The organism is Bifidobacterium sp. LH_413, from assembly GCF_056357015.1.
The window spans coordinates 1-18,341 of sequence record NZ_JBKEVK010000003.1; the positions used below are offsets into that span (position 1 = coordinate 1).

Annotated in this window: 15 protein-coding genes, 1 tRNA gene and 1 rRNA gene; 1 reads left to right on the plus strand and 16 read right to left on the minus strand. The window is 65.8% G+C overall.

Features of this window, described 5'->3' with window-relative positions; translation table 11 throughout:
- The 15 genes from AC1AYN_RS06215 to dapE all read right to left on the minus strand — a co-directional run.
- Positions 1-391: ribosomal RNA gene (locus tag AC1AYN_RS06215) — 16S ribosomal RNA — on the minus strand; the annotation flags it as partial.
- Between the two features lie 684 nt (positions 392-1,075).
- Positions 1,076-1,768: a 50S ribosomal protein L1 gene (rplA, locus tag AC1AYN_RS06220; protein WP_476502716.1), complete on the minus strand. Its 693-nt coding sequence runs from the start codon at positions 1,766-1,768 to the stop codon at positions 1,076-1,078.
- Between the two features lie 15 nt (positions 1,769-1,783).
- Positions 1,784-2,215 carry a 50S ribosomal protein L11 gene (gene rplK, locus AC1AYN_RS06225; protein WP_476502717.1) on the minus strand — a complete coding sequence of 144 codons (432 nt, stop codon included), beginning with the start codon at positions 2,213-2,215 and terminating at the stop codon, positions 1,784-1,786.
- Positions 2,216-2,532: 317 nt separating this feature from the next.
- Complete coding sequence (locus AC1AYN_RS06230) at positions 2,533-2,868, minus strand: hypothetical protein (RefSeq protein ID WP_476532595.1); 336 nt, start codon at positions 2,866-2,868, stop codon at positions 2,533-2,535.
- A gap of 49 nt (positions 2,869-2,917) precedes the next feature.
- Positions 2,918-4,612: a sodium:solute symporter family protein gene (locus AC1AYN_RS06235; protein WP_476532596.1), complete on the minus strand. Its 1,695-nt coding sequence runs from the start codon at positions 4,610-4,612 to the stop codon at positions 2,918-2,920.
- A 604-nt stretch (positions 4,613-5,216) separates the two neighbouring features.
- Positions 5,217-6,113: a transcription termination/antitermination protein NusG gene (gene nusG / locus AC1AYN_RS06240; RefSeq protein ID WP_476532597.1), complete on the minus strand. Its 897-nt coding sequence runs from the start codon at positions 6,111-6,113 to the stop codon at positions 5,217-5,219.
- 41 nt (positions 6,114-6,154) lie between these two features.
- The gene (secE, locus tag AC1AYN_RS06245) at positions 6,155-6,382 is read right to left on the minus strand and encodes a preprotein translocase subunit SecE (protein WP_476532598.1); all 228 of its coding nucleotides are present in this window, start codon (positions 6,380-6,382) and stop codon (positions 6,155-6,157) included.
- Positions 6,383-6,415: 33 nt separating this feature from the next.
- A tRNA-Trp gene (locus tag AC1AYN_RS06250) sits at positions 6,416-6,491 on the minus strand.
- Between the two features lie 187 nt (positions 6,492-6,678).
- Positions 6,679-7,887, minus strand: a complete 1,209-nt coding sequence (locus tag AC1AYN_RS06255) for a pyridoxal phosphate-dependent aminotransferase (protein ID WP_476532599.1) — start codon at positions 7,885-7,887, stop codon at positions 6,679-6,681.
- Between the two features lie 81 nt (positions 7,888-7,968).
- Positions 7,969-9,102 carry a glutamate 5-kinase gene (gene proB, locus AC1AYN_RS06260; RefSeq protein WP_476502723.1) on the minus strand — a complete coding sequence of 378 codons (1,134 nt, stop codon included), beginning with the start codon at positions 9,100-9,102 and terminating at the stop codon, positions 7,969-7,971.
- Between the two features lie 143 nt (positions 9,103-9,245).
- Positions 9,246-10,925 (minus strand): GTPase ObgE, encoded by a 1,680-nt coding sequence (gene obgE / locus AC1AYN_RS06265; RefSeq protein ID WP_476532600.1) that lies wholly within the window; start codon positions 10,923-10,925, stop codon positions 9,246-9,248.
- Positions 10,926-11,047: 122 nt separating this feature from the next.
- Positions 11,048-11,299, minus strand: coding sequence for a 50S ribosomal protein L27 (gene rpmA / locus AC1AYN_RS06270; protein WP_476502725.1), 252 nt, complete (start codon positions 11,297-11,299; stop codon positions 11,048-11,050).
- A gap of 55 nt (positions 11,300-11,354) precedes the next feature.
- Positions 11,355-11,663, minus strand: coding sequence for a 50S ribosomal protein L21 (gene rplU / locus AC1AYN_RS06275; RefSeq protein WP_476502726.1), 309 nt, complete (start codon positions 11,661-11,663; stop codon positions 11,355-11,357).
- A gap of 153 nt (positions 11,664-11,816) precedes the next feature.
- On the minus strand, positions 11,817-14,804 hold the full coding sequence (locus AC1AYN_RS06280) for an Rne/Rng family ribonuclease (protein ID WP_476532601.1): 2,988 nt from the start codon (positions 14,802-14,804) through the stop codon (positions 11,817-11,819).
- Between the two features lie 294 nt (positions 14,805-15,098).
- Positions 15,099-16,304, minus strand: coding sequence for a succinyl-diaminopimelate desuccinylase (gene dapE, locus AC1AYN_RS06285; RefSeq protein ID WP_476532602.1), 1,206 nt, complete (start codon positions 16,302-16,304; stop codon positions 15,099-15,101).
- Positions 16,305-16,671: 367 nt separating this feature from the next.
- Here dapE and AC1AYN_RS06290 point away from each other — a divergent pair, with 367 nt between their 5' ends.
- Positions 16,672-17,616 (plus strand): AEC family transporter, encoded by a 945-nt coding sequence (locus tag AC1AYN_RS06290; RefSeq protein WP_476532603.1) that lies wholly within the window; start codon positions 16,672-16,674, stop codon positions 17,614-17,616.
- On the opposite strand, the gene AC1AYN_RS06295 is transcribed toward AC1AYN_RS06290, so the two are convergent.
- Positions 17,594-18,319, minus strand: a complete 726-nt coding sequence (locus tag AC1AYN_RS06295) for an HAD family hydrolase (protein WP_476532604.1) — start codon at positions 18,317-18,319, stop codon at positions 17,594-17,596. The genes AC1AYN_RS06290 and AC1AYN_RS06295 overlap by 23 nt on opposite strands.
- Positions 18,320-18,341 lie beyond the last annotated feature (22 nt).

Genomic DNA, 18,341 nt, shown 5'->3' on the forward strand with positions numbered 1-18,341 from the left:
GCATCAGGCTTGCGCCCATTGTGCAATATTCCCCACTGCTGCCTCCCGTAGGAGTCTGGGCCGTATCTCAGTCCCAATGTGGCCGGTCGCCCTCTCAGGCCGGCTACCCGTCGAAGCCACGGTGCGCCATCACCACACCGTCAAGCTGATAGGACGCGACCCCATCCCGTACCAGTAAAACCCTTTCCCAGAAAACCATGCGATCAACTGGAACATCCGGCATTACCACCCGTTTCCAGGAGCTATTCCGGAGTACGGGGCAGGTCGGTCACGCATTACTCACCCGTTCGCCACTCTCACCCACCAGCAAGCTGGCAGGATCCCGTTCGACTTGCATGTGTTAAGCACGCCGCCAGCGTTCATCCTGAGCCAGAATCGAACCCTCCACAAAAAAACATTGCAGAAAGACATCGACAGATGACTCTCACTAAAAACAATTGACGGAACCTCTAATAAGGAAAGAGGTTCGCACAAAAACCCCGACCCCCATCAAACCCCCTCGGGTACTCGAAAACGAGCGGGAATCGGACTGGCAATCATTGACTATAAAGAAGTAAGTAGTACAACACACTCTTGAGTTCTCAAACCACCACACACGGCCAACCCCGGAAACCAACCACACAAAGGAAAGAACCAGAAGCCGACCGGCAGCAAGAGAAAAACATACACCAACCCAACCAACACCGCAAACCAGCATGCGAAAAACACGCCCGAATCGTTGCAACGACGGCGCTCCCACGGCGTGTCGAAAACAGGCCCGACAAACCCCTACATCCACCAGCCTACCCAACCACACACCACCACACACACCCCAACCAACACAATTCACCCACAACCAACCGGGCATTCACCAAACACAACCAACCCCCTCAGCCCGCCCCCGGCGGGCAGCTCCCCCTCACAGGGGGAGCACACTCTCTCCCCCCACCCGGCTCCGCCGGGAGCCCCCACCACAGAGGAGCCGATAACGCCAACGCCCACGCACATACGAAAGATCCCCGGCTCCTTACGGAACCGGGGATCTTCAATACGTCACGGCATCACGCCGAAACGGCGTCACACCATAGCGACGGCATCAGGCAACCGCGTTCGGGTCGACCGGGATGCCGGGGCCCATCGTGGAGGTGATGGTCGCCTTGGTGATGTAGCGGCCCTTCACGGTGGTCGGCTTGAGGCGCTTGACCTCGTCGGCGACGGCGCGGAAGTTCTCGTCCAGAGCGGACTCCTCGAAGGAGGCCTTGCCGATCAGGAAGGAGAGGTTGCCGTTCTTGTCGACGCGGAACTCGATCTTACCGGCCTTGATGTCCTTGACGGCCTTGGCGACGTCCATGGTCACGGTGCCGGTCTTCGGGTTCGGCATGAGGCCACGCGGACCGAGCACACGGCCGAGACGGCCGACCTTGCCCATCATGTCCGGGGTGGCGACGACGGAATCGAAGTCGAGGAAGCCGCCCTGCACCTTGGCGATGAGCTCGTCGTCACCGACGATGTCGGCGCCGGCCTCCTGCGCCGCGGTGGCCTGCGGGCCACGGGCGAAGACGAGGACCTTGACGGTCTTACCGGTGCCGTGAGGCAGGCTCACGGTGCCGCGGACCAGCTGGTCGGCCTTGCGCGGGTCGACGTTCAGGCGAAGCACCGCTTCGACGGACTCGTCGAAGTTGCGGGTCGGCATGCTCTTGAGCAGCGCGATGGCCTGGTCGGGGGTGTACAGGTTGTTGCGATCGACCTTCTCGGCCGCCTCAAGGTACTTCTTGGAATGCTTAGCCATCTGTCCTTCTCCTTATCAGTCGGTCACCGTGATGCCCATGGAGCGGGCGGTACCTTCGATGATCTTCATGCCGGCCTCGATGTCACGGGCGGAGAGATCGGCCATCTTGGTCTCGGCGATCTCACGAACCTGCGCCTTGGTGACGGAGCCGACCTTGTGGGTCAGCGGGTTCTCGGTGCCCTTGTCGATGCCGGCGGCCTTCTTGAGCAGAGCCGCGGCCGGCGGGGTCTTGAGGATGAAGGTGAAGGAACGATCTTCGTAGACGGTGATCTCGACCGGGATCACCTGTCCCATCTTGTCCTGCGTCTGGGCGTTGTACGCCTTGCAGAAGTCCATGATGTTGACGCCGTGCGAACCGAGCGCAGGGCCCAGCGGCGGGGCCGGGTTGGCCTTGCCGGCCTGGATCTGCAGCTTGATCAGCGCGGTGACTTTCTTCTTGGGAGCCATGTTATGGTTCTTCTTTCTATAACGCGGTGCAATCGGTCGCCGTCCGTCCGCACGCGCCGCCGAAGCGATGCGCGATGTCCGCACGGTCTCCTCCCGCAACTTATATCGCTGTGCTGTGCTAGCGGGTCTCCCCTCCAGACACAAACCATCCCATTATGCGGTGCTGTCCCGACATCGTCGACGTCGTCGACACGCGAAAGGGGCCGTCGGGAGAGCGATGCTCCCGACGGCCCCTTTCCCGCGCGGCGGCGTCCGCGCGACGCCGGCGTACCGGCCGCGCGCGGATGTCGCCTCACACGCGAGTCACCTTACGCGACTCACTTCGAGCTTTCGTGCTGAACCTGCGCCTTGCGCACGGACTCCTCGGCGGAGGCGATGATGTCCTCGGCCGACAGCGGCTTGAGGCGGCACCACAGTTCGAACGCGACGCCCACGACCAGCATGATGATACCGGTCCACAGGTTGATCGCGATGCCGTTGGTGTCGGCGCCGTTCATGTTCGGCGCGACGATGCCGACGATCGTGACGATCACGCCGTAGATGATGAACAGGATGGCGATGAGCCGGCGCAGATCGTTGTTGCGCGCCGCCTTGACCGCCTGGTCCTTCTCGGCCTGAGTCAGCAGGTCCTTGCCCTGAGTCTCTTCTGCCATTGCAAACTCCTTAAGACGTTCCTACGTACTATGGGTCAACCCGATGGGTTTAGAAGAACGGGATGTAGAAGACGAGGCCGAGCACGAAGATCACGGTGCCCAGGATGAGCGGCTTCTTGTACCACGGGACCTTCACGGTGGCGACGTCCTTTCCGGCTTCCTTCGCGGCGCGCTTGGCGTCCTCAAGCTCCTCGGCGGAGGCCTCCTTGAAGTACTTGATGCCGTTGGTGCCGAAGGTCAGGCCCTCGAGCTCCTTGTCGGTCTTGGACTTGGTGAGCGGCGTGAGCACCGCGGCCACGATCCAGGTGGCCAGGCAGGAGATGATGGCGCCGTACCAGGTCTCGGCGGTGGCGGAGCCGAAGATCGGGCTGCCGGCGGCGACGGACTGCAGGTACAGGATGTAGGTGATGAGCGGGGCGATGATGCCGCACACGTAGCCGACGGTGCCGGCGATGTTGGAGACGCGCTTCCACACGAGGCCGAGGATGAACACGGCGAACAGCGGGGCGTTGAAGAAGCTGAACAGCGTTTGCAGGTACGTCATGATGTTGCCGAACTGCGACGCGATCCACGCGGTGAACACGGAGATGAACACGCCGATCACGGTGATGATGCGGCCCATGTTCAGGTAGTACTTGTCGTTCTGGCCGGGCTTGACGTAGTCCTGCCACAGATCGTAGGTGAACACGGTGTTGAACGAGGAGACGTTCGCGGCCATGCCGGCCATGAAGGAGGCCATCATGCCGGTGATGGCGACGCCGAGGACGCCGTTCGGCAGGTACATCTTGAACAGGTACGGGATGGCTTCGTTGTACTGCAGGACCGGGTGGGCGCCGGAGAACAGGTTGCCGACGGTGGCGGCCGCGATCATGCCCGGGATGATGATGATGAGCCAGATGAGCATCTTCGGGATGGCGCCGAGGATAGGCGTCATGCGGGCTGCGGTCATGCTCTTCGCGGCGAAGGCGCGCTGCACCTCGGTGAAGTTGGTGGTCCAGTAGCCGAAGCCGAGCACGAAGCCGAGGCCCATCAGGATGGAGAACCAGTCGCCGCCGACTGGGTTGGTCACGTTGCCGATGCCGGTGCCGGCCCAGGCGTGGATGGAGCCGCTCCAGCCCTTCATGCTGTCGAGCTTGGCGGTCAGACCGCTCCAGCCGCCCACGTGGGACAGGCCGATGACGGTGACCGGGATGAGGGCCGCGACGATGACGAAGAACTGCATGACCTCGTTGTAGATGGCGGAGGTCAGGCCGCCGAGGGTGATGTAGGCGAGCACGAACACGGCGGACACGATGATGGCGGTCCACTGGCTCCAGCCGAGCATGGCCTGCAGAATCAGGGCCATGGCGTACAGGTTGATGCCGGCCTGCAGGATGGTGGACACGGCGAAGCAGAGCGACACGATGACGTGCGCGCCCTTGCCGAAGCGCTGGTACATGAATTCAGGCACGGAGCGCACGCCGGAGCCGTAGTAGAACGGCATCATGAAGATGCCGAGGAACACCATGCCCGGCACGGCGCCGATCAGGTAGTAGTGGATGGTCGGCGTGCCGATCTGGGCGCCGTTGGCGGCCATGCCCAGGATCTCGGTGGCGCCCAGGTTGGCGGCGCAGAACGCGAGGCCTGCGATCCAGGCCGGCATCGAACGACCGGCGAGCAGGAAGTCCTCGGAGGACTTCTGCTGCTTGTGGATCGAGTAGCCGATCCAGCGATCATGGCGAAGTAGACGATGAGGATAAGCCAATCCACCCAGCTCAGCGACAGGCGAATCGCGGATTCCCCGGCAGCAAGATCAATCATGCCGCTCCCTCTTTCCTAGAGTTGTTCTTCCTTGAACACAGGCATCGGTCTCACTGCCGATGTTTGCGTTACCGGTATTAATATAAACCCACCTTTACAAAATCGCAACTTGTATCGAACATATTGCTATTTATTTCAAACAATCCAAGACAAAGACGAACTAATCCGCACATTTCCGCCGTTTGCGCGTGCATTTCCGGCGCGCATGACCGCGTGCCGCATACCGTTCCGGCGGCCGTTCCGCGTTCGCGGACGCACTGGGAACATTGGCATCAACCGGTTCGATTCCGCCGGCCTCGCCCCCGCCTGTCTCGCAAAGAAATGTAAGATACCTCACATTTCCCCACGATGTGCGATTCCCGCGCATCGCGCATGCCCCCAGATACGAAAAATCCCCGCCCAAGGCGGGGATTCCAAGAATGTCAGTCAACCGATGTCAGTTCACTGCTGAAATTCAACGATGCGTGCGGTAGCGAGGCGCACCGAGGGAAGCGGTACCAAGGTACCGCGACCGAGGAGCAACGAAGCTAACGCTCCATCGTTGGATTTCAGTCGAGCTTCTGGACTTGGTTGAAGCCCAGCTCCACTGGCGTATCGCGGCCGAAGATGGACACGAGCACGGTGAGCTTCTGCGTGGTGGGCTCGACGTCGGAGACGACGGCGGCCATGGTGGCGAAGGGGCCGTCGGTGACGGTGACCTGATCGCCGATGGCGTAGGAGACCTCGACGGTGCGCTTCTTGGCGGCGGCGGGCTTGTCGCCGGCCTTCTTGAGCGCTTCGGAGGCGATCATCGGGGCCATCATGGCGACGACTTCCTTGCGGGAGAGCGGGGCCGGGTCCTTGGTGGGGCCGACGAAGCCGGTGACACCTTCGGTCTCGCGGACGATGCGGCGGGCGTTCTCGTCGGGCCACATGCGGATGAGCACGTAGCCGGGGACGCGCACACGGGTGATGACCTTCTTGCCCTTTTCGGTGTGCTTCTCGACTTCCTCCATCGGGACTTCGATCTGGAAGATGGTGTCTTCGAGGCCGAAGGACTGGATGCGGGATTCGACGTTGGTCTTGACGCGCTTCTCGTAGCCGGAGTACGTGTGGAGCACGTACCACTTGCCATCGAGGGTGCGCAGCGACTTGGAGAACGCTTCGACGGCGGCCTGGCCGGCGTCGGTGGCCTCGGCCTGCTCGGATTCGTTGGTCTCCTGCTCCTCATCATCGTCGAGGGAGATGGAGGGCGTTTCGACGGAGGCGACCGGGGTCTCGGAGGACTCGGACGCTTCGGCCGGAACCTCGGAGGCGGTCGCATCGGATTCCGCGGTCTCGGAAGTCTGGGCGGCGGCATCGGCGGAAGCCGTGTCGTCGGCGTTCACGTCGGCGGTCTCGGCCGGAGCGGTCTCCGGCAGGTCGGGCAGCGCGTCGAGATTCTCGAGATTCACTTCATCACTCATGCGTATTCACCTTCGGGTTTCGTTGTCGTGTGTCAGTACGATCAGCCGAACACCCACAGCGTAAGCTTGCCCAGACCGTAGTCCATGCCGGTGACGAGCGCCATCAGCAGCAGCACGAAGATGAAAACGGCCAGAGACCAGAAGAACAGTTCCTTGGCGGTGGGGGTCACGACCTTGCGAAGCTCATCGATGATCTGCTTGATAAACAGACCGATGCGCATGAAGACGTTCGGCTTGATGGCCTTTTCGCTCTTGCTAGCCTTCGCCATATTCATCCTTCGCTCAGGGTATTCATAGATCCTTGGCAGGGAAGGCGGGACTCGAACCCACAACCTACGGTTTTGGAGACCGTTGCGCTACCAATTGCGCCACTTCCCTAGGTGAAAATCACCTTGCTTGGCATCCTCGAGAGAACGCTTCGCCCGGCGAAAACCGCCAAGCAGATATAGTAGCGGCTCGTCCGGAATCCGTCAATTCGAGGTGTCCACATACAGAGAATCCCGTGGCAAAACCACGGGATTCCAACGATGTTACGGCATGTCGCGATCTACGCGAAACGCACGCGTCACGCCTCGACGTACGCCTTCATGCGGCGCATGCCCTCGGCGAGCTGGTCGTCGGCCAGCGCGTAGGAGAAGCGCAGGTAGCCGGGCGCGCCGAACGCCTCGCCCGGGACGGCGGCGACGTGCGCCTCGTCGAGCAGCGCGGCGGCGAACTCGGAGGAGGAGTGCGAGACGGTGCCGTTGGGGCCGAGCGGCTTGCCCAGCAGCGCGGTGATGTCGGCGAACGCGTAGAACGCGCCGGTCGGCGTCGGGCAGTTCACGCCCTCGATGTCGTTCAGCGCGGCGACGATCGCCTTGCGGCGCACGTCGAACGCCTCGCGCATGCGGTACACGGCGTCGAGCGGGCCGGAGACGGCGGCGATGGCGGCGCGCTGGGAGACGTTCGCCACGTTGGAGGTCATGTGGCCCTGCAGCTTGGCGGCGGCCTTGGCGACCGGCTCGGGGGCGATGAGCCAGCCGACGCGCCAGCCGGGCATCGCGTAGGTCTTGGCGACGCCGTTGAGCACGATGAGCTGGTCGCGCACCTCGGGCACGGCGGTGCCGATGTACGTGGTGTGCGCGTCGTCGTAGTTGAGGTGCTCGTAGATTTCGTCGGAGATGACCCACACGTGGTGCTCGATCGCCCACTTGGCGATGCCTTCGATCGTCTCGGCGCTCCACACGGCGCCGGTCGGGTTGTTCGGGGAGGTCACGATGATCGCCTTGGTGCGCTCGGTGCGGGCCGCCTCGATCGCGGCGAGGTCCGGCTCGAAGCCGCGGTCGGCGCCGGCGAACACCTCGACCGGCTTGCCGCCGGCGAGCTTGACGGCCTCCGGATAGCTGGTCCAGTACGGCGTCGGGATGATGACCTCGTCGCCCTCGTCCAGCAGGATCTGGAACGTCGAGTAGACGGCCTGCTTGCCGCCGTTGGTCACGACGACCTGCTCGGGCGTCACCTCGTAGCCGGAGTCGCGCAGCGTCTTGTCGGCGATGGCGCGACGCAGTTCGGGCAGGCCTGGCGTGGGCGTGTACTTGTAGTTCTTCGGGTCGCGGCAGGCGGCCGCCGCCGCGTCGACGACGTAGTCGGGCGTCGGGAAGTTCGGCTCGCCGGCGCCGAAGCCGATGACGTCGAGTCCGGCGGCCTTCATGGCCTTCGCCTTGGAGTCGACGGCGAGCGTGGCGCTCGGGGTCACGTGATTGATACGGTCGGAGAGAGTCTGCCAATCAGCCATAGTCATGGCTCCCACAATAAACCCGGGGAGCGAAAAAGGGAACAGTCCGACGGGCTGTTCCCCTGGTGAGTCGGCGACGTTTCAGACAAGCACGAGATTGTCGCGGTGGACGAGCGGATGCGCGTACTCCTCGCCGAGGATGCGCTTGAGCTGCGTCGTGTTGCGTCCGAGCATGCGCGGCACCTCCTCGGAGTCGTAGCCGGCGAGTCCGCGCGCCAGATGCGTGCCGTCCTCCGCGTCGACCCACACCGGGTCGCCGGCGGAGAACGCGCCGCGCACCTCGACCGCGCCGGCGGCGAGGAGCGACGCGCGTCCGCCGCGCACGGCCTCGGCCGCGCCGGCGTCGACGATGATCGTGCCGCGCGGCTCGGCGGCGAAGCCGATCCACAGCCGTCGCGTCGAGCCACGGCGCTTCACCGGCGCGAACGCGGTGCCTACCGGATCGCCCATCAGCGCCGGTCCCGCATTGCCCGCGCACGTGAGCACGGTGGGGATGCCGGAGACGGCCGCGACGCGCGCCGCCTCCAGTTTCGTGACCATGCCGCCGGTGCCGACCTTCGAGCCGGTCCCGCCGACCTTCACCTCGCCGAGCGCGTCCACGACGTTCGGCACGTAGCCGATGCGTTTCGATCCGGGTTCCGACGGCGGGGCCGTGTACAGGCCGTCGACGTCGGTGAGCAGGACGAGCGCGTCGGCGCGCACGAGGTTCGCGACGAGCGCCGACAGCCGGTCGTTGTCGCCGAAACGGATCTCGTTCGAGGCGAGGGAGTCGTTCTCGTTGATGATCGGCACGACGCCCAGGTCGAGCAGCCGGTCGAGCGTGCGCTGCACGTTGCGGTACTGGGTGGCGCGGATCGTGTCCTCCGCGGTGATGAGGATCTGCCCGACACGCACGCCGAACCGGCCGAACGACGCCTCGTACTGCGCCATCAGCAGGCCCTGGCCGACGGCCGCGGTCGCCTGCTGCGTGGCGACGTCGGCCGGTCGCGCGTCGAAGCCGAGCGGGCCGAAGCCCGCGGCGATGGCACCCGACGAGACGAGCACGACGCGCGCGCCCATCAGGTGCGTCGAGGCGAGCGCGCCGACCAGCGCGTCAAGCTTGCCGGCGTCGAGATGGCCGTCCGCCTGCGTGAGCGAGCTCGAACCGACCTTGACGACGACGGTCTCCGCCTCGGCCACCCGCCTGCGGATCTCGGCCTGTGATGGTGTGGACATGATTCCCCTTCCGTTTCGGCTCCCTCTGACGAGGGAGCTGTCGGCTGCAAGCCGACTGAGGGAGAGATCCGCATGCCCCCGGGTGGTCTCTCCCTCAGTCCCGCTGCGCGGTCCAGCTCCCTCGTCAGAGGGAGCCACGATGACTACTGCTCTTCGATGTCTTCGCCGCGACCGAACAGGCTCTTCTCGTCGTGGCGGTCGTCGTCGATGGACGGGTCGGCCCAGTGGCCAGCCTTGCGTTCCTTCATCATCGCCTCGCGCACGGCGGCCTTCGCGTCCATCATCGCGTGGTATTCGCGACGGCGTTCCGCGTTCGTGCGGCGGCGGGAGCCCGGCTGTTCGGCGTCGAGACGCAGATCCTGGCCGCGCGCGCCCAGCGGCGCGCCGTCGAGACGCTCCGCGCCGGCGGCGATGGTCGGATCCCAGTCGAAGTCGACGGCACGGTCGCCGCGGCCGATGCGTACCTCGTCGCCCGGCTTGGCGCCTTTGCGGCGCAGCTCGTCCTCGACGCCCAGCTTGGCGAGACGGTCGGCGAGGTAGCCGACGGCCTCGTCGTTGTCGAAGTTGGTCTGCTGCACCCAGCGTTCCGGCTTGCGTCCGGTGACCTCGAACCAGAATTCGCCGAGCTTGTTCTCCTTGCGTTCGACGGTGAAGTCGACCGGGGTGCCGTGCTCGTCGGCGGAACGACGGCGACGCCCGCGCGTCTCCAACGGCTTGATGACGACGCGGGTCTCCTCCTCGGCCTGCTCGCGCTTGGCGACCTCGTCGCGCATCTCGGCGACCATCTCGGCCAGCGCGAAGTTGAGCTCCTTCAGGCCCTCGTGCGAGGCGGTGGAGATGATGAACACCTTCATGCCCATCTTCTCGAATTCGGGCTTGACGAACTCGGCGAGCTCCTTGGCCTCCGGCACGTCGGCCTTGTTGAGGATGATGATGCGCGGACGCTCCGGGATCGGGATCGCGCCGAGCGGCAGCTCCAGCGAGCCCGCGTATTCGGCGAGCTCGTGCTCCAGCGCCTCGTAGTCGCTGACCGGGTCGCGGCCGTCCTCGAGCGTCGCGCAATCGATGACGTGCGCGATGATCTCGGTGCGTTCGATGTGGCGCAGGAATTCGAGACCCAGGCCCTTGCCCTGGGAGGCGCCCGGGATCAGGCCCGGCACGTCGGCGATCGTGTAGCGGCGGTCGCCGGCGATGACCACGCCGAGGTTCGGCACGAGCGTGGTGAACGGGTAGTCGGCGATCTTCGGCTTGGCGGAGCTCATCGCGGCGATGAGGCTCGACTTGCCGGCGGACGGGAAGCCCACGAGCGCCACGTCGGCGATGGACTTGAGCTCGAGGATCACGTCGCATTCCTCGCCGAGCTCGCCGAGCAGGGCGAAGCCGGGGGCGCGGCGCGTGCGGTTCGCCAGCGCGATGTTGCCGAGGCCGCCGGCGCCGCCTTCCGCGGCGATGAAGCGGTCGCCTTCATGGCGCAGGTCGGCGAGCTCCTCGCCGGGGTGCTTGGGGCTCCCCTGCTCGCCCTTGGCCGTGAAGATCACGGTGCCGCACGGCACGGGCAGGATCAGGTCCCTGCCCTTGACGCCGTCCTTGTTGTCGCCCAGGCCCATCGTGCCGCTGGGCGCGACGCGGTGCGGCATGAAACGGTAGTCCAGCAAACTGGTCGCGTTGCGCGTCGCCTCGAAGATGACGGAGCCGCCGTCACCGCCGTTGCCGCCGTTCGGGCCGGCCAACGGCTTGTACTTCTCACGGCGGATGCCGGCCGAGCCGTTGCCGCCGTCGCCGCCCTTCACATGGACGGTCACTCGATCCACAAAATCACTCATAACTTGTTACCCTATCCTGACCCTTGGTTCATGGTCGTTCGAAATACGCCGGATACGAAAAAGCCGCGTCCTTGCGGGCGCGGCTTCTCGAAACGCTTGTCGCTGAAATCTCAGCTGGTCGCTCAGGCGGCGATGACGTCGACGACCTTGCGGTCACGACGGACGCCGAACTTGACGGAGCCGTTGGTCAGCGCGAACAGGGTGTGATCCTTGCCCATGCCGACGTTCTGGCCCGGGTGGAAGTTGGTGCCACGCTGGCGGACGATGATGTTGCCGGCGACGACGGCCTCACCGCCGAACTTCTTCACACCGAGGTATTGAGGATTTGAATCGCGACCGTTACGCGAGCTGGAAGCACCCTTCTTATGTGCCATGATCGTTTCCTTTCGGTACTAATTAAGCTTGTTTGGAAAACCTGCTGTCAAGAACTCAGGCGATCTCGGTGATCTTCACCATCGTCAGCTTCTGACGGTGGCCCTTGCGGCGGGCGACGCCGGTCTTGTTCTTGTACTTCTGGATGTTGATCTTCGGGCCCTTGGCGTCGTCCTTCACGACCTCGGCCTTGACGGAGACCTTGGCGAGATCAGCGGCGGCGAGGGTGACGTTCGCACCGTCGACCACGAGTGCGACCGGGAATTCCACGGTATCGCCCTGCTTCGCGTCGAGACGGTTGACGAGGATGACGTCGCCGACCTCGACCTTTTCCTGATGGCCACCGGCCTTCACAATCGCGTACATAATCGTTCCTTTATTGAATTGGCAAGCTTCTTGCCTGACTCACCCGGATATGCCGGGCTCGCGGTCAGACACCAACAGTCGAACTTACACCGACGCGCGGACTAACGCAACCGTGTTCCGTCCGCGTGTCAGGTGTGGATGTGTTATAGGGGCTCAGTCCTCGTTGCCGGCGGCGACGGCCGCGGCGGCGATCTGGGCGAGCTTGGCCTTCACGTCCGGCGTGGAGCCGGCCGGCTCCGGCGCGGGGGTGGTGCCGCGGCCATGCTTGTTCGTCTTGACGAACGGGTCGCCGCCGCGCAGCGCGTACGGGTCGTCGTAATCGGCGTTGACGATCGGCTTGTCATGCAGGATGAAGCCGCGGCCCTTGCAGGTCGGGCACTCCTCGGAGAACGCCTCCACCAGACCCTGGCCGATGCGCTTGCGCGTCATCTGCACGAGGCCGAGCGAGGTGACCTCCGCCACCTGGTGCTTGGTGCGGTCGCGCGCCAGGCATTCGACGAGACGGCGCAGCACGAGGTCGCGGTTGGCGGGCATCACCATGTCGACGTAGTCGATCATGATCATGCCGCCGATGTCGCGCAGGCGCAGCTGGCGCGCGATCTCCTCGGAGGCCTCGAGGTTGCATCGGGTGACGGTCTCCTCGAGCGACTTGCCGCGGCCGATGAAGCGGCCGGTGTTCACGTCGATCGTGGTCATCGCCTCGGTGCGGTCGATGACGATCGAACCGCCGGACGGCAGGTACACCTGACGTTCCATGCCCTTGCGGAGCTGCGAGTCGATCTGCCACTTGTCGAACACGTCCTTGCCCTGGTGGTCGGCCGGATCCCACTTCTCCAGCTTGTCCTTCAGATCGGGGGCCATCGTGTCGAGGTACTCCTCGATGCGCTCGTACACCTTGTCGCCCTCCACGATGAGCTTCGTGAAGTCGTCGTTGAAGATGTCGCGCACGACGCGGATCGCCACGTCCGGCTCGCCCTGCAGCAGCTTCGGACGCTTGCCGTGCCAGAACTCCTCGCGCTTGGCGTTGATGCGCTCCCACTGGCGCACGAGGCTCTCCAGATCCTTGACGATCGCCTCCTCGCTCGCCCCCTCGGCCGCGGTGCGGATGATCACGCCCATGTCCTTCGGGGCGATTTTCGAGACGATGTTCTTGAGGCGGGAGCGCTCACGCTCCGAAAGCTTGCGGCTCACGCCGGTCATGCCGCCGGACGGCACGAGCACGAGGAAGCGGCCGGCGAGCGTGACCTGCGAGGTCAGTCGCGCGCCCTTGTGGCCGATCGGGTCCTTGGTGACCTGCACGAGCACCGGGTCGCCGGACTTGAACGCGAGTTCGATGCGGCGCGGCTGGCCTTCGAGGCGCGTCGCGTCCCAGTTGACCTCGCCGGCGTACAGCACGCCGTTGCGCGCCTGTCCGATGTCGACGAACGCCGCCTCCATGCTCGGCAGCACGTTCTGCACGCGGCCGAGGTACACGTTGCCGACGGTCTGCACCTCCTGGATGTCGGACACGTAGTGCTCGACGAGCACGTTGTCCTCCACCACGGAGATCTGCGTGTGCTGTTCCTTCTCGCGCACGACCATCAGGCGTTCGACGTTCTCGCGGCGTGCGAGGAAGTCCTGTTCCATGAGCTGCGACTGGCGGGAGCGTTCGCGGCGGTTGTCGCGGCGGCGCTGCTTCTTGGCCTCGAGTCGGGTCGAGCCCTCCACGTCGGTGATCTCGTCGATGTACTGCTGCTTGCGGGAGCGGCGCGCGACGATCTGCTCGTCGTCGCCTCCCTTGTTGCGACGGCGACGGCGACGGCGCGTGACCGTCTCCTCCTCGTCGCGGGAGGCGCGCTCGTCACGCTCGTCGCGATCGTCGGTCTCGCGCGCGGAACGCTCGTCGCCGGACGTCTGGTCGGCCTTGTTGCGGCGGCGACGACGGCGGCGCGTGCGCGTCTCGTCGGCGTTCTCGTCGTTCTCCTCCTCGTCGATCGGACGGTAGGAGATGTCGTCGAGTTCGAGGTCCTCCTCGATCTGCTCGACTTCGGCGGCGGCGCGGCGTTCCTGCGCGTTGAGGCGGCGGTTGCGGCCGCGGCGCGTGCGCGTCGATCCGGATTCCTCGTCCTGAGTGTCGGCGGCGTCGCGGTCATCACGCTCGTCGCGTTCCGAACGCTCGTCGCGGTCGTCGGCGCGCGTGTCGGCGGCGTCGCGGTCGGCGCGACGACGACGGCGCGTGCGGCGGCCCTCGCGGGCGCCGTCCCCGCGCTCGTCGTCATGGTCGGAGCCCTCGCGCTCGTCGCGGGATTCCGTCTCGTCGTCGTCATCGTCGCGCGTGCGCGCCGATCCGGCCGGCAGCACGGGCTCCTGGAACAGCAACGAGGTCATCGGCTTGGCGCGGCGGCCCCCGTTGTCGCCGCGATCGTCGCGGTCATCACGCTCGTCGCGATCGTCGCGATCGTGGATCGGCAGCACGTCGAGCAGCTCCTCGGCGCGTTCCAGCTGCTCGTCGTCGTCCTCGCGGTCGTCGCGGCGGGAACGGGAGTAGCGCGGGTAATCGTCGTCATCGTCGTAGTCGTCGTGCAATGCGGCGCGACGACGGCGCGAACGCACCGGACGATCATAATCGTCATCGTCGCGGGAGGCGCGACGACGACGGCGTGACGGACGCTCGGCCGGCTCGACGTCATCATCATCGTCGTCGAAGCGGGCGCGACGACGGGAACGCGACGGACGATCGTCGTCACGGTCGTCGTCATCGTCGTCGAAGCGCGCGCGACGGCGCGAACGGGACGGACGATCGTCGTCATCGCGATCGTCTCGGGAGACGCGATGACGGCGCGAACGCACCGGCGCCTCGTCGGCGTCGTCGGACGCGACGGGCGCGGGGTCGGACGACTTCTCCTCGGCGGTCTCCGACGACTGGTCGGCGGCCGGCAGCTTCGGCTCCTCGAACATCGGCGCGGAGTGGTCCTCGACCTTCAGTTCGAGCGACGCACCGGCGGCACCGGCGCCGCGCACCACGCGACGGCCGCCACGACGGCGACGGGCGGGCGTGGGGGACGCGGACGACGACGCGTCGGCGGAGGAATCGGCGGATTCGGGTACGTTGATGTTCAGGGCGCCGACCTCGTCGGCCCCATCGTTGTTCACAGTGGGCACAATGCTCCTCGCCGGCATGCTGCACCATGCCAGGCCTTACTCAGGCTCGCTGCGGCTGTCACACCACGCTCTCACCGTGGCCGCGCATCGATTGCGCCCGCAGAAGCAAATCCAGTCAAAGTCTGTGCGGCTCGGACGGCGGACACCGGCGCTCGCGCGAAGATTCGGGGGAAAGACCCGATGCGAGGGGATCGACGCCATCTGGCACGTCGGCGGCTTGCAGAACCGCCATCCTCCAGTATGCCACAACTTTGAGCGGAGCGTGTTCACGCAGGGCCCATGTCTCCCGACGAATCAGACGAGCCAGGCGAGGAGGATGTCGGCGAGGAGTGGCAGTTCGGAGGCGGGCAGCTGCTCGTCGTGCTTGTGGGCGAGCAGCGGGTCGCCGGCGCCGAGGTTCACGGCCGGGATGCCGAGCTGCGAGAAGCGCGCCACGTCGGTCCACCCGAGCTTCGCCAGAGGCTCGCGGCCGGTGCGCTCACGCACGAGGTCGGCGAGCGAGACGGCGAGCGGCGCGTCCATGCCGGGGCGGGCGGACGGCGACTCGTCCTTCATCTCGATGCCGTAGCCCTCGAACACGCCGCCGGTGGCGACATGCTCGCCGTTGCCGAGTTCGGCGCCCGCGTCCGCGCCCATCATCAGGGCCTTGGCCTCGGGCAGCGTCTTGTCCGGCGCGAAACGGTAGTTGACGTGCACGCGGCACTCGTCGGGGATCACGTTCGTGCCCTTGCCGCCGGAGATGAGCGTGGCGTTGAGGCCCTCGCGGTAGGTCAGGCCGTCCACCTCCACGTCCGCCGGCTCGTATGCGGCGAGACGGTTGAGGATGCCCGCCGCCTTGTGGATCGCGTTCTCGCCCATCCACGCGCGGGCGGAGTGCGCGGCGACGCCGTGCGTGACCACGTCGAAGCGGATCGTGCCGTTGCAGCCGCCCTCGATGCCGCAGTTGGTCGGCTCGCCGATGATCGCGAAATCGCCCTGGATCCAGTCGGGATGGCTTTCGACGACCTTCCTCAGACCGTTCTTCTCGGCGGCGACCTCCTCATGATCGTAGAAGACGAACGTGAGGTCGGCCTTCGGCGTGGCCTCGGGCGTGGAGCCGTCGAGCACGGCGGCGAGGTACAGCATGACCGCGTCGGACGCCTTCATGTCTGTGGCGCCGCGGCCCCACAGCACGCGTTCGCCCGGGTGGGCGGCGGCCACGTCCTCGCGGATGAGCGGGTCTCCAGGTTCGAGCCACTTCGGTGGGAAGTTGTCGATGACCGGCACCGTGTCGATGTGGCCGGCGAGGATCACGCGGGAATCGCGTCCGAACGCGGTGGAGGCGACGACCGTGTCGCCGTGGCGGCGCACGTCGAGATGCGGGTAGGCCTTGAGGAACGATTCGATGTCGTCGGCGAGGGCGGTCTCGTCGTCGCTGACGGAGTACACGCCCATGATCTGGTCGAGCAGGGATTCGAGCTGTTCGCCGCGCGGCGCGGTGGTGTTCAGGGAAAGCGTCATGCCGTCCATCCTAACGGCGCGACGGCGCACACAAGGCGCGCGTCCCGTTTTCACCCCCTCAGTCGGCTCCGCCGACAGCTCCCCCTTCAGGGGGAGCACCGCGAACCCGATCATGATCGTCGTCACCGCGATCCGACAGCTCCCCCTTCAGGGGAAGCACAGTGCAACATGCCTACCAGCTCCTTGCTCCCCCTTCAGGGGGAGCTGGCTCGCGCAGCGAGACTGAGGGGGTTGCCGCGCGTCCCGGCCATTGGTTGAGATTTCGGGGCGGATGGCGGGCCGTTGTGCCACACTCAAGGTGACGGTTCGTAAGAAATCAAGGAATCACAACGATATATCACAACGATATAGAGGGGGCTTTACGGGTATGCCGGGTCTGTTGAGCGCGATGCAGGGGTTCTGCGTCATCGGCATCGTGATTTTCGTGGGCTATGTGGCGGCGCGCATGCGCATCGGCGGCCCGAGCGCGCAGATGGTGCTCAACCGCTTCTCGTTCTTCGTGTCGAGCCCGTGCCTGATGTTCGCGATCCTGTCGAAGGAGCCGATCTTCGACATCTTCCACCCGTCGATCATCGTGGCGTTCCTGTCGGCGCTGCTCGTCGGCGTCGTGTTCCTCGTCCTCAATCGCATGTTCTTCCATCTCAAGGCCCCGGACGCGACGATCGGCGCGCTGAACTCGCTGTACCTGAACTCGAACAACATCGGTCTGCCGGTCGCCACGTACATCCTCGGCAACGGCGCGCTGGTCGCGCCGATCCTCGTCATGCAGCAGGCGCTGTTCACGCCGATCGGCCTGACCGTGCTCGACGTGACCACGAAGGGCAAGGTGTCGCTCAAGGAGATCGCGAAGCAGCCGCTGCACCAGCCGCTGCTCATCGGCTCGCTGCTCGGCATCGTGGTCTCCGCGTTGAACGCGAAGCTCGGATGGTTCCCCGTGCCGAACTACATCTACGACCCGATCAACATGATCGGCGAGTCGGCGGTGCCGATGATCCTCATGGCGTTCGGCATGTCGCTGCACGGCACGAGGCCGCTGCAGCAGAAGGGCGACATCCCGGCGATCTTCACGGTGGCGGCGTTGAAGAACGTCGTGATGCCGGTCATCGCGTTCCTGCTCGCCTACTTCATGATGGGCTTCCGCGGGCCGGAGCTGTACGCGTGCGTCGTGCTCGCCGCCCTGCCGACCGGCCAGAACGTGTACAACTACGCGGCCCGCTACAACGTGGGTCTCACGTTCGCGAGGGACGGCATCCTGATGAGCACGATGACCAGCCCGGTCTTCATCGCCGTCATCGCGGCGCTGCTGAGCTGACCGCCTCCAGCGAATCCACGATTGGGCAGCCCATGCCGCGCGGCAGCGGCACGCGCGCGCACGCCTCGACGCCGACCGCATGCGCGCCGGCGGCGAGCGCGGCCGTCAGCCCTCCCGCCGAATCCTCGAAAACGAGGCAGTCGCTCGGATCGGCACCGGCCAGCCGTGCGCCGGCGAGGTAGGGCGCGGGGTCGGGTTTGTGCGCGAGCCCGTCGTCACCGGCGACGAGTCTCACGAACGCGCCGGCGGGCGCGGCGGCGATGACGCGTTCCCCGAGCGAGCGCGGCGAGCCGGTGACGAGCACGGACGGCACGGATGCGGCGCGCAGGGCGAGCATCAGATCCCACGCCCCCGGCGTCCACGGAATGGAGGAGGCGTCGTTCCCCGCGCCGCGATCCGCGCCGGCTTCGTACATGGCGGTCACGTCGGCGACGAGTCCGCGTATCACCGCGTCGGCGCTCTCCCTCACGCCTGCCTCGCGCAGGACGCGTGCGCAGACGGGCAGCGGCGCGGCGGTCATCGCGCGGCTCAGTGCATCGCTCCAGACGACGCCGTGGCGTTCGGCGCACCGACGTTCGGCCTCCACCCACATCGGGTCGGAGTCGACGAGCGTCCCGTCGAGGTCCCACAGCACGGCCCGTGGTCTATATGTGCGGCCGCCCGCAGTGATGGTGATGCGCGGCATGGCGTCTGTCCCGTTCATGATGTTCCTTTCGCAGCGGACG

Excerpts from the sequence above, each read along its gene's own strand:
- rplA (WP_476502716.1), bottom strand. The coding sequence starts at position 1,768 with ATGGCTAAGCATTCCAAGAAGTACCTTGAGGCGGCCGAGAAGGTCGAT.
- rplK (WP_476502717.1), bottom strand. The coding sequence starts at position 2,215 with ATGGCTCCCAAGAAGAAAGTCACCGCGCTGATCAAGCTGCAGATCCAG.
- AC1AYN_RS06230 (WP_476532595.1), bottom strand. The coding sequence starts at position 2,868 with ATGGCAGAAGAGACTCAGGGCAAGGACCTGCTGACTCAGGCCGAGAAG.
- nusG (WP_476532597.1), bottom strand. The coding sequence starts at position 6,113 with ATGAGTGATGAAGTGAATCTCGAGAATCTCGACGCGCTGCCCGACCTG.
- secE (WP_476532598.1), bottom strand. The coding sequence starts at position 6,382 with ATGGCGAAGGCTAGCAAGAGCGAAAAGGCCATCAAGCCGAACGTCTTC.
- AC1AYN_RS06255 (WP_476532599.1), bottom strand. The coding sequence starts at position 7,887 with ATGGCTGATTGGCAGACTCTCTCCGACCGTATCAATCACGTGACCCCG.
- proB (WP_476502723.1), bottom strand. The coding sequence starts at position 9,102 with ATGTCCACACCATCACAGGCCGAGATCCGCAGGCGGGTGGCCGAGGCG.
- obgE (WP_476532600.1), bottom strand. The coding sequence starts at position 10,925 with ATGAGTGATTTTGTGGATCGAGTGACCGTCCATGTGAAGGGCGGCGAC.
- rpmA (WP_476502725.1), bottom strand. The coding sequence starts at position 11,299 with ATGGCACATAAGAAGGGTGCTTCCAGCTCGCGTAACGGTCGCGATTCA.
- rplU (WP_476502726.1), bottom strand. The coding sequence starts at position 11,663 with ATGTACGCGATTGTGAAGGCCGGTGGCCATCAGGAAAAGGTCGAGGTC.
- dapE (WP_476532602.1), bottom strand. The coding sequence starts at position 16,304 with ATGACGCTTTCCCTGAACACCACCGCGCCGCGCGGCGAACAGCTCGAA.
- AC1AYN_RS06290 (WP_476532603.1), top strand. The coding sequence starts at position 16,672 with ATGCCGGGTCTGTTGAGCGCGATGCAGGGGTTCTGCGTCATCGGCATC.
- AC1AYN_RS06295 (WP_476532604.1), bottom strand. The coding sequence starts at position 18,319 with ATGAACGGGACAGACGCCATGCCGCGCATCACCATCACTGCGGGCGGC.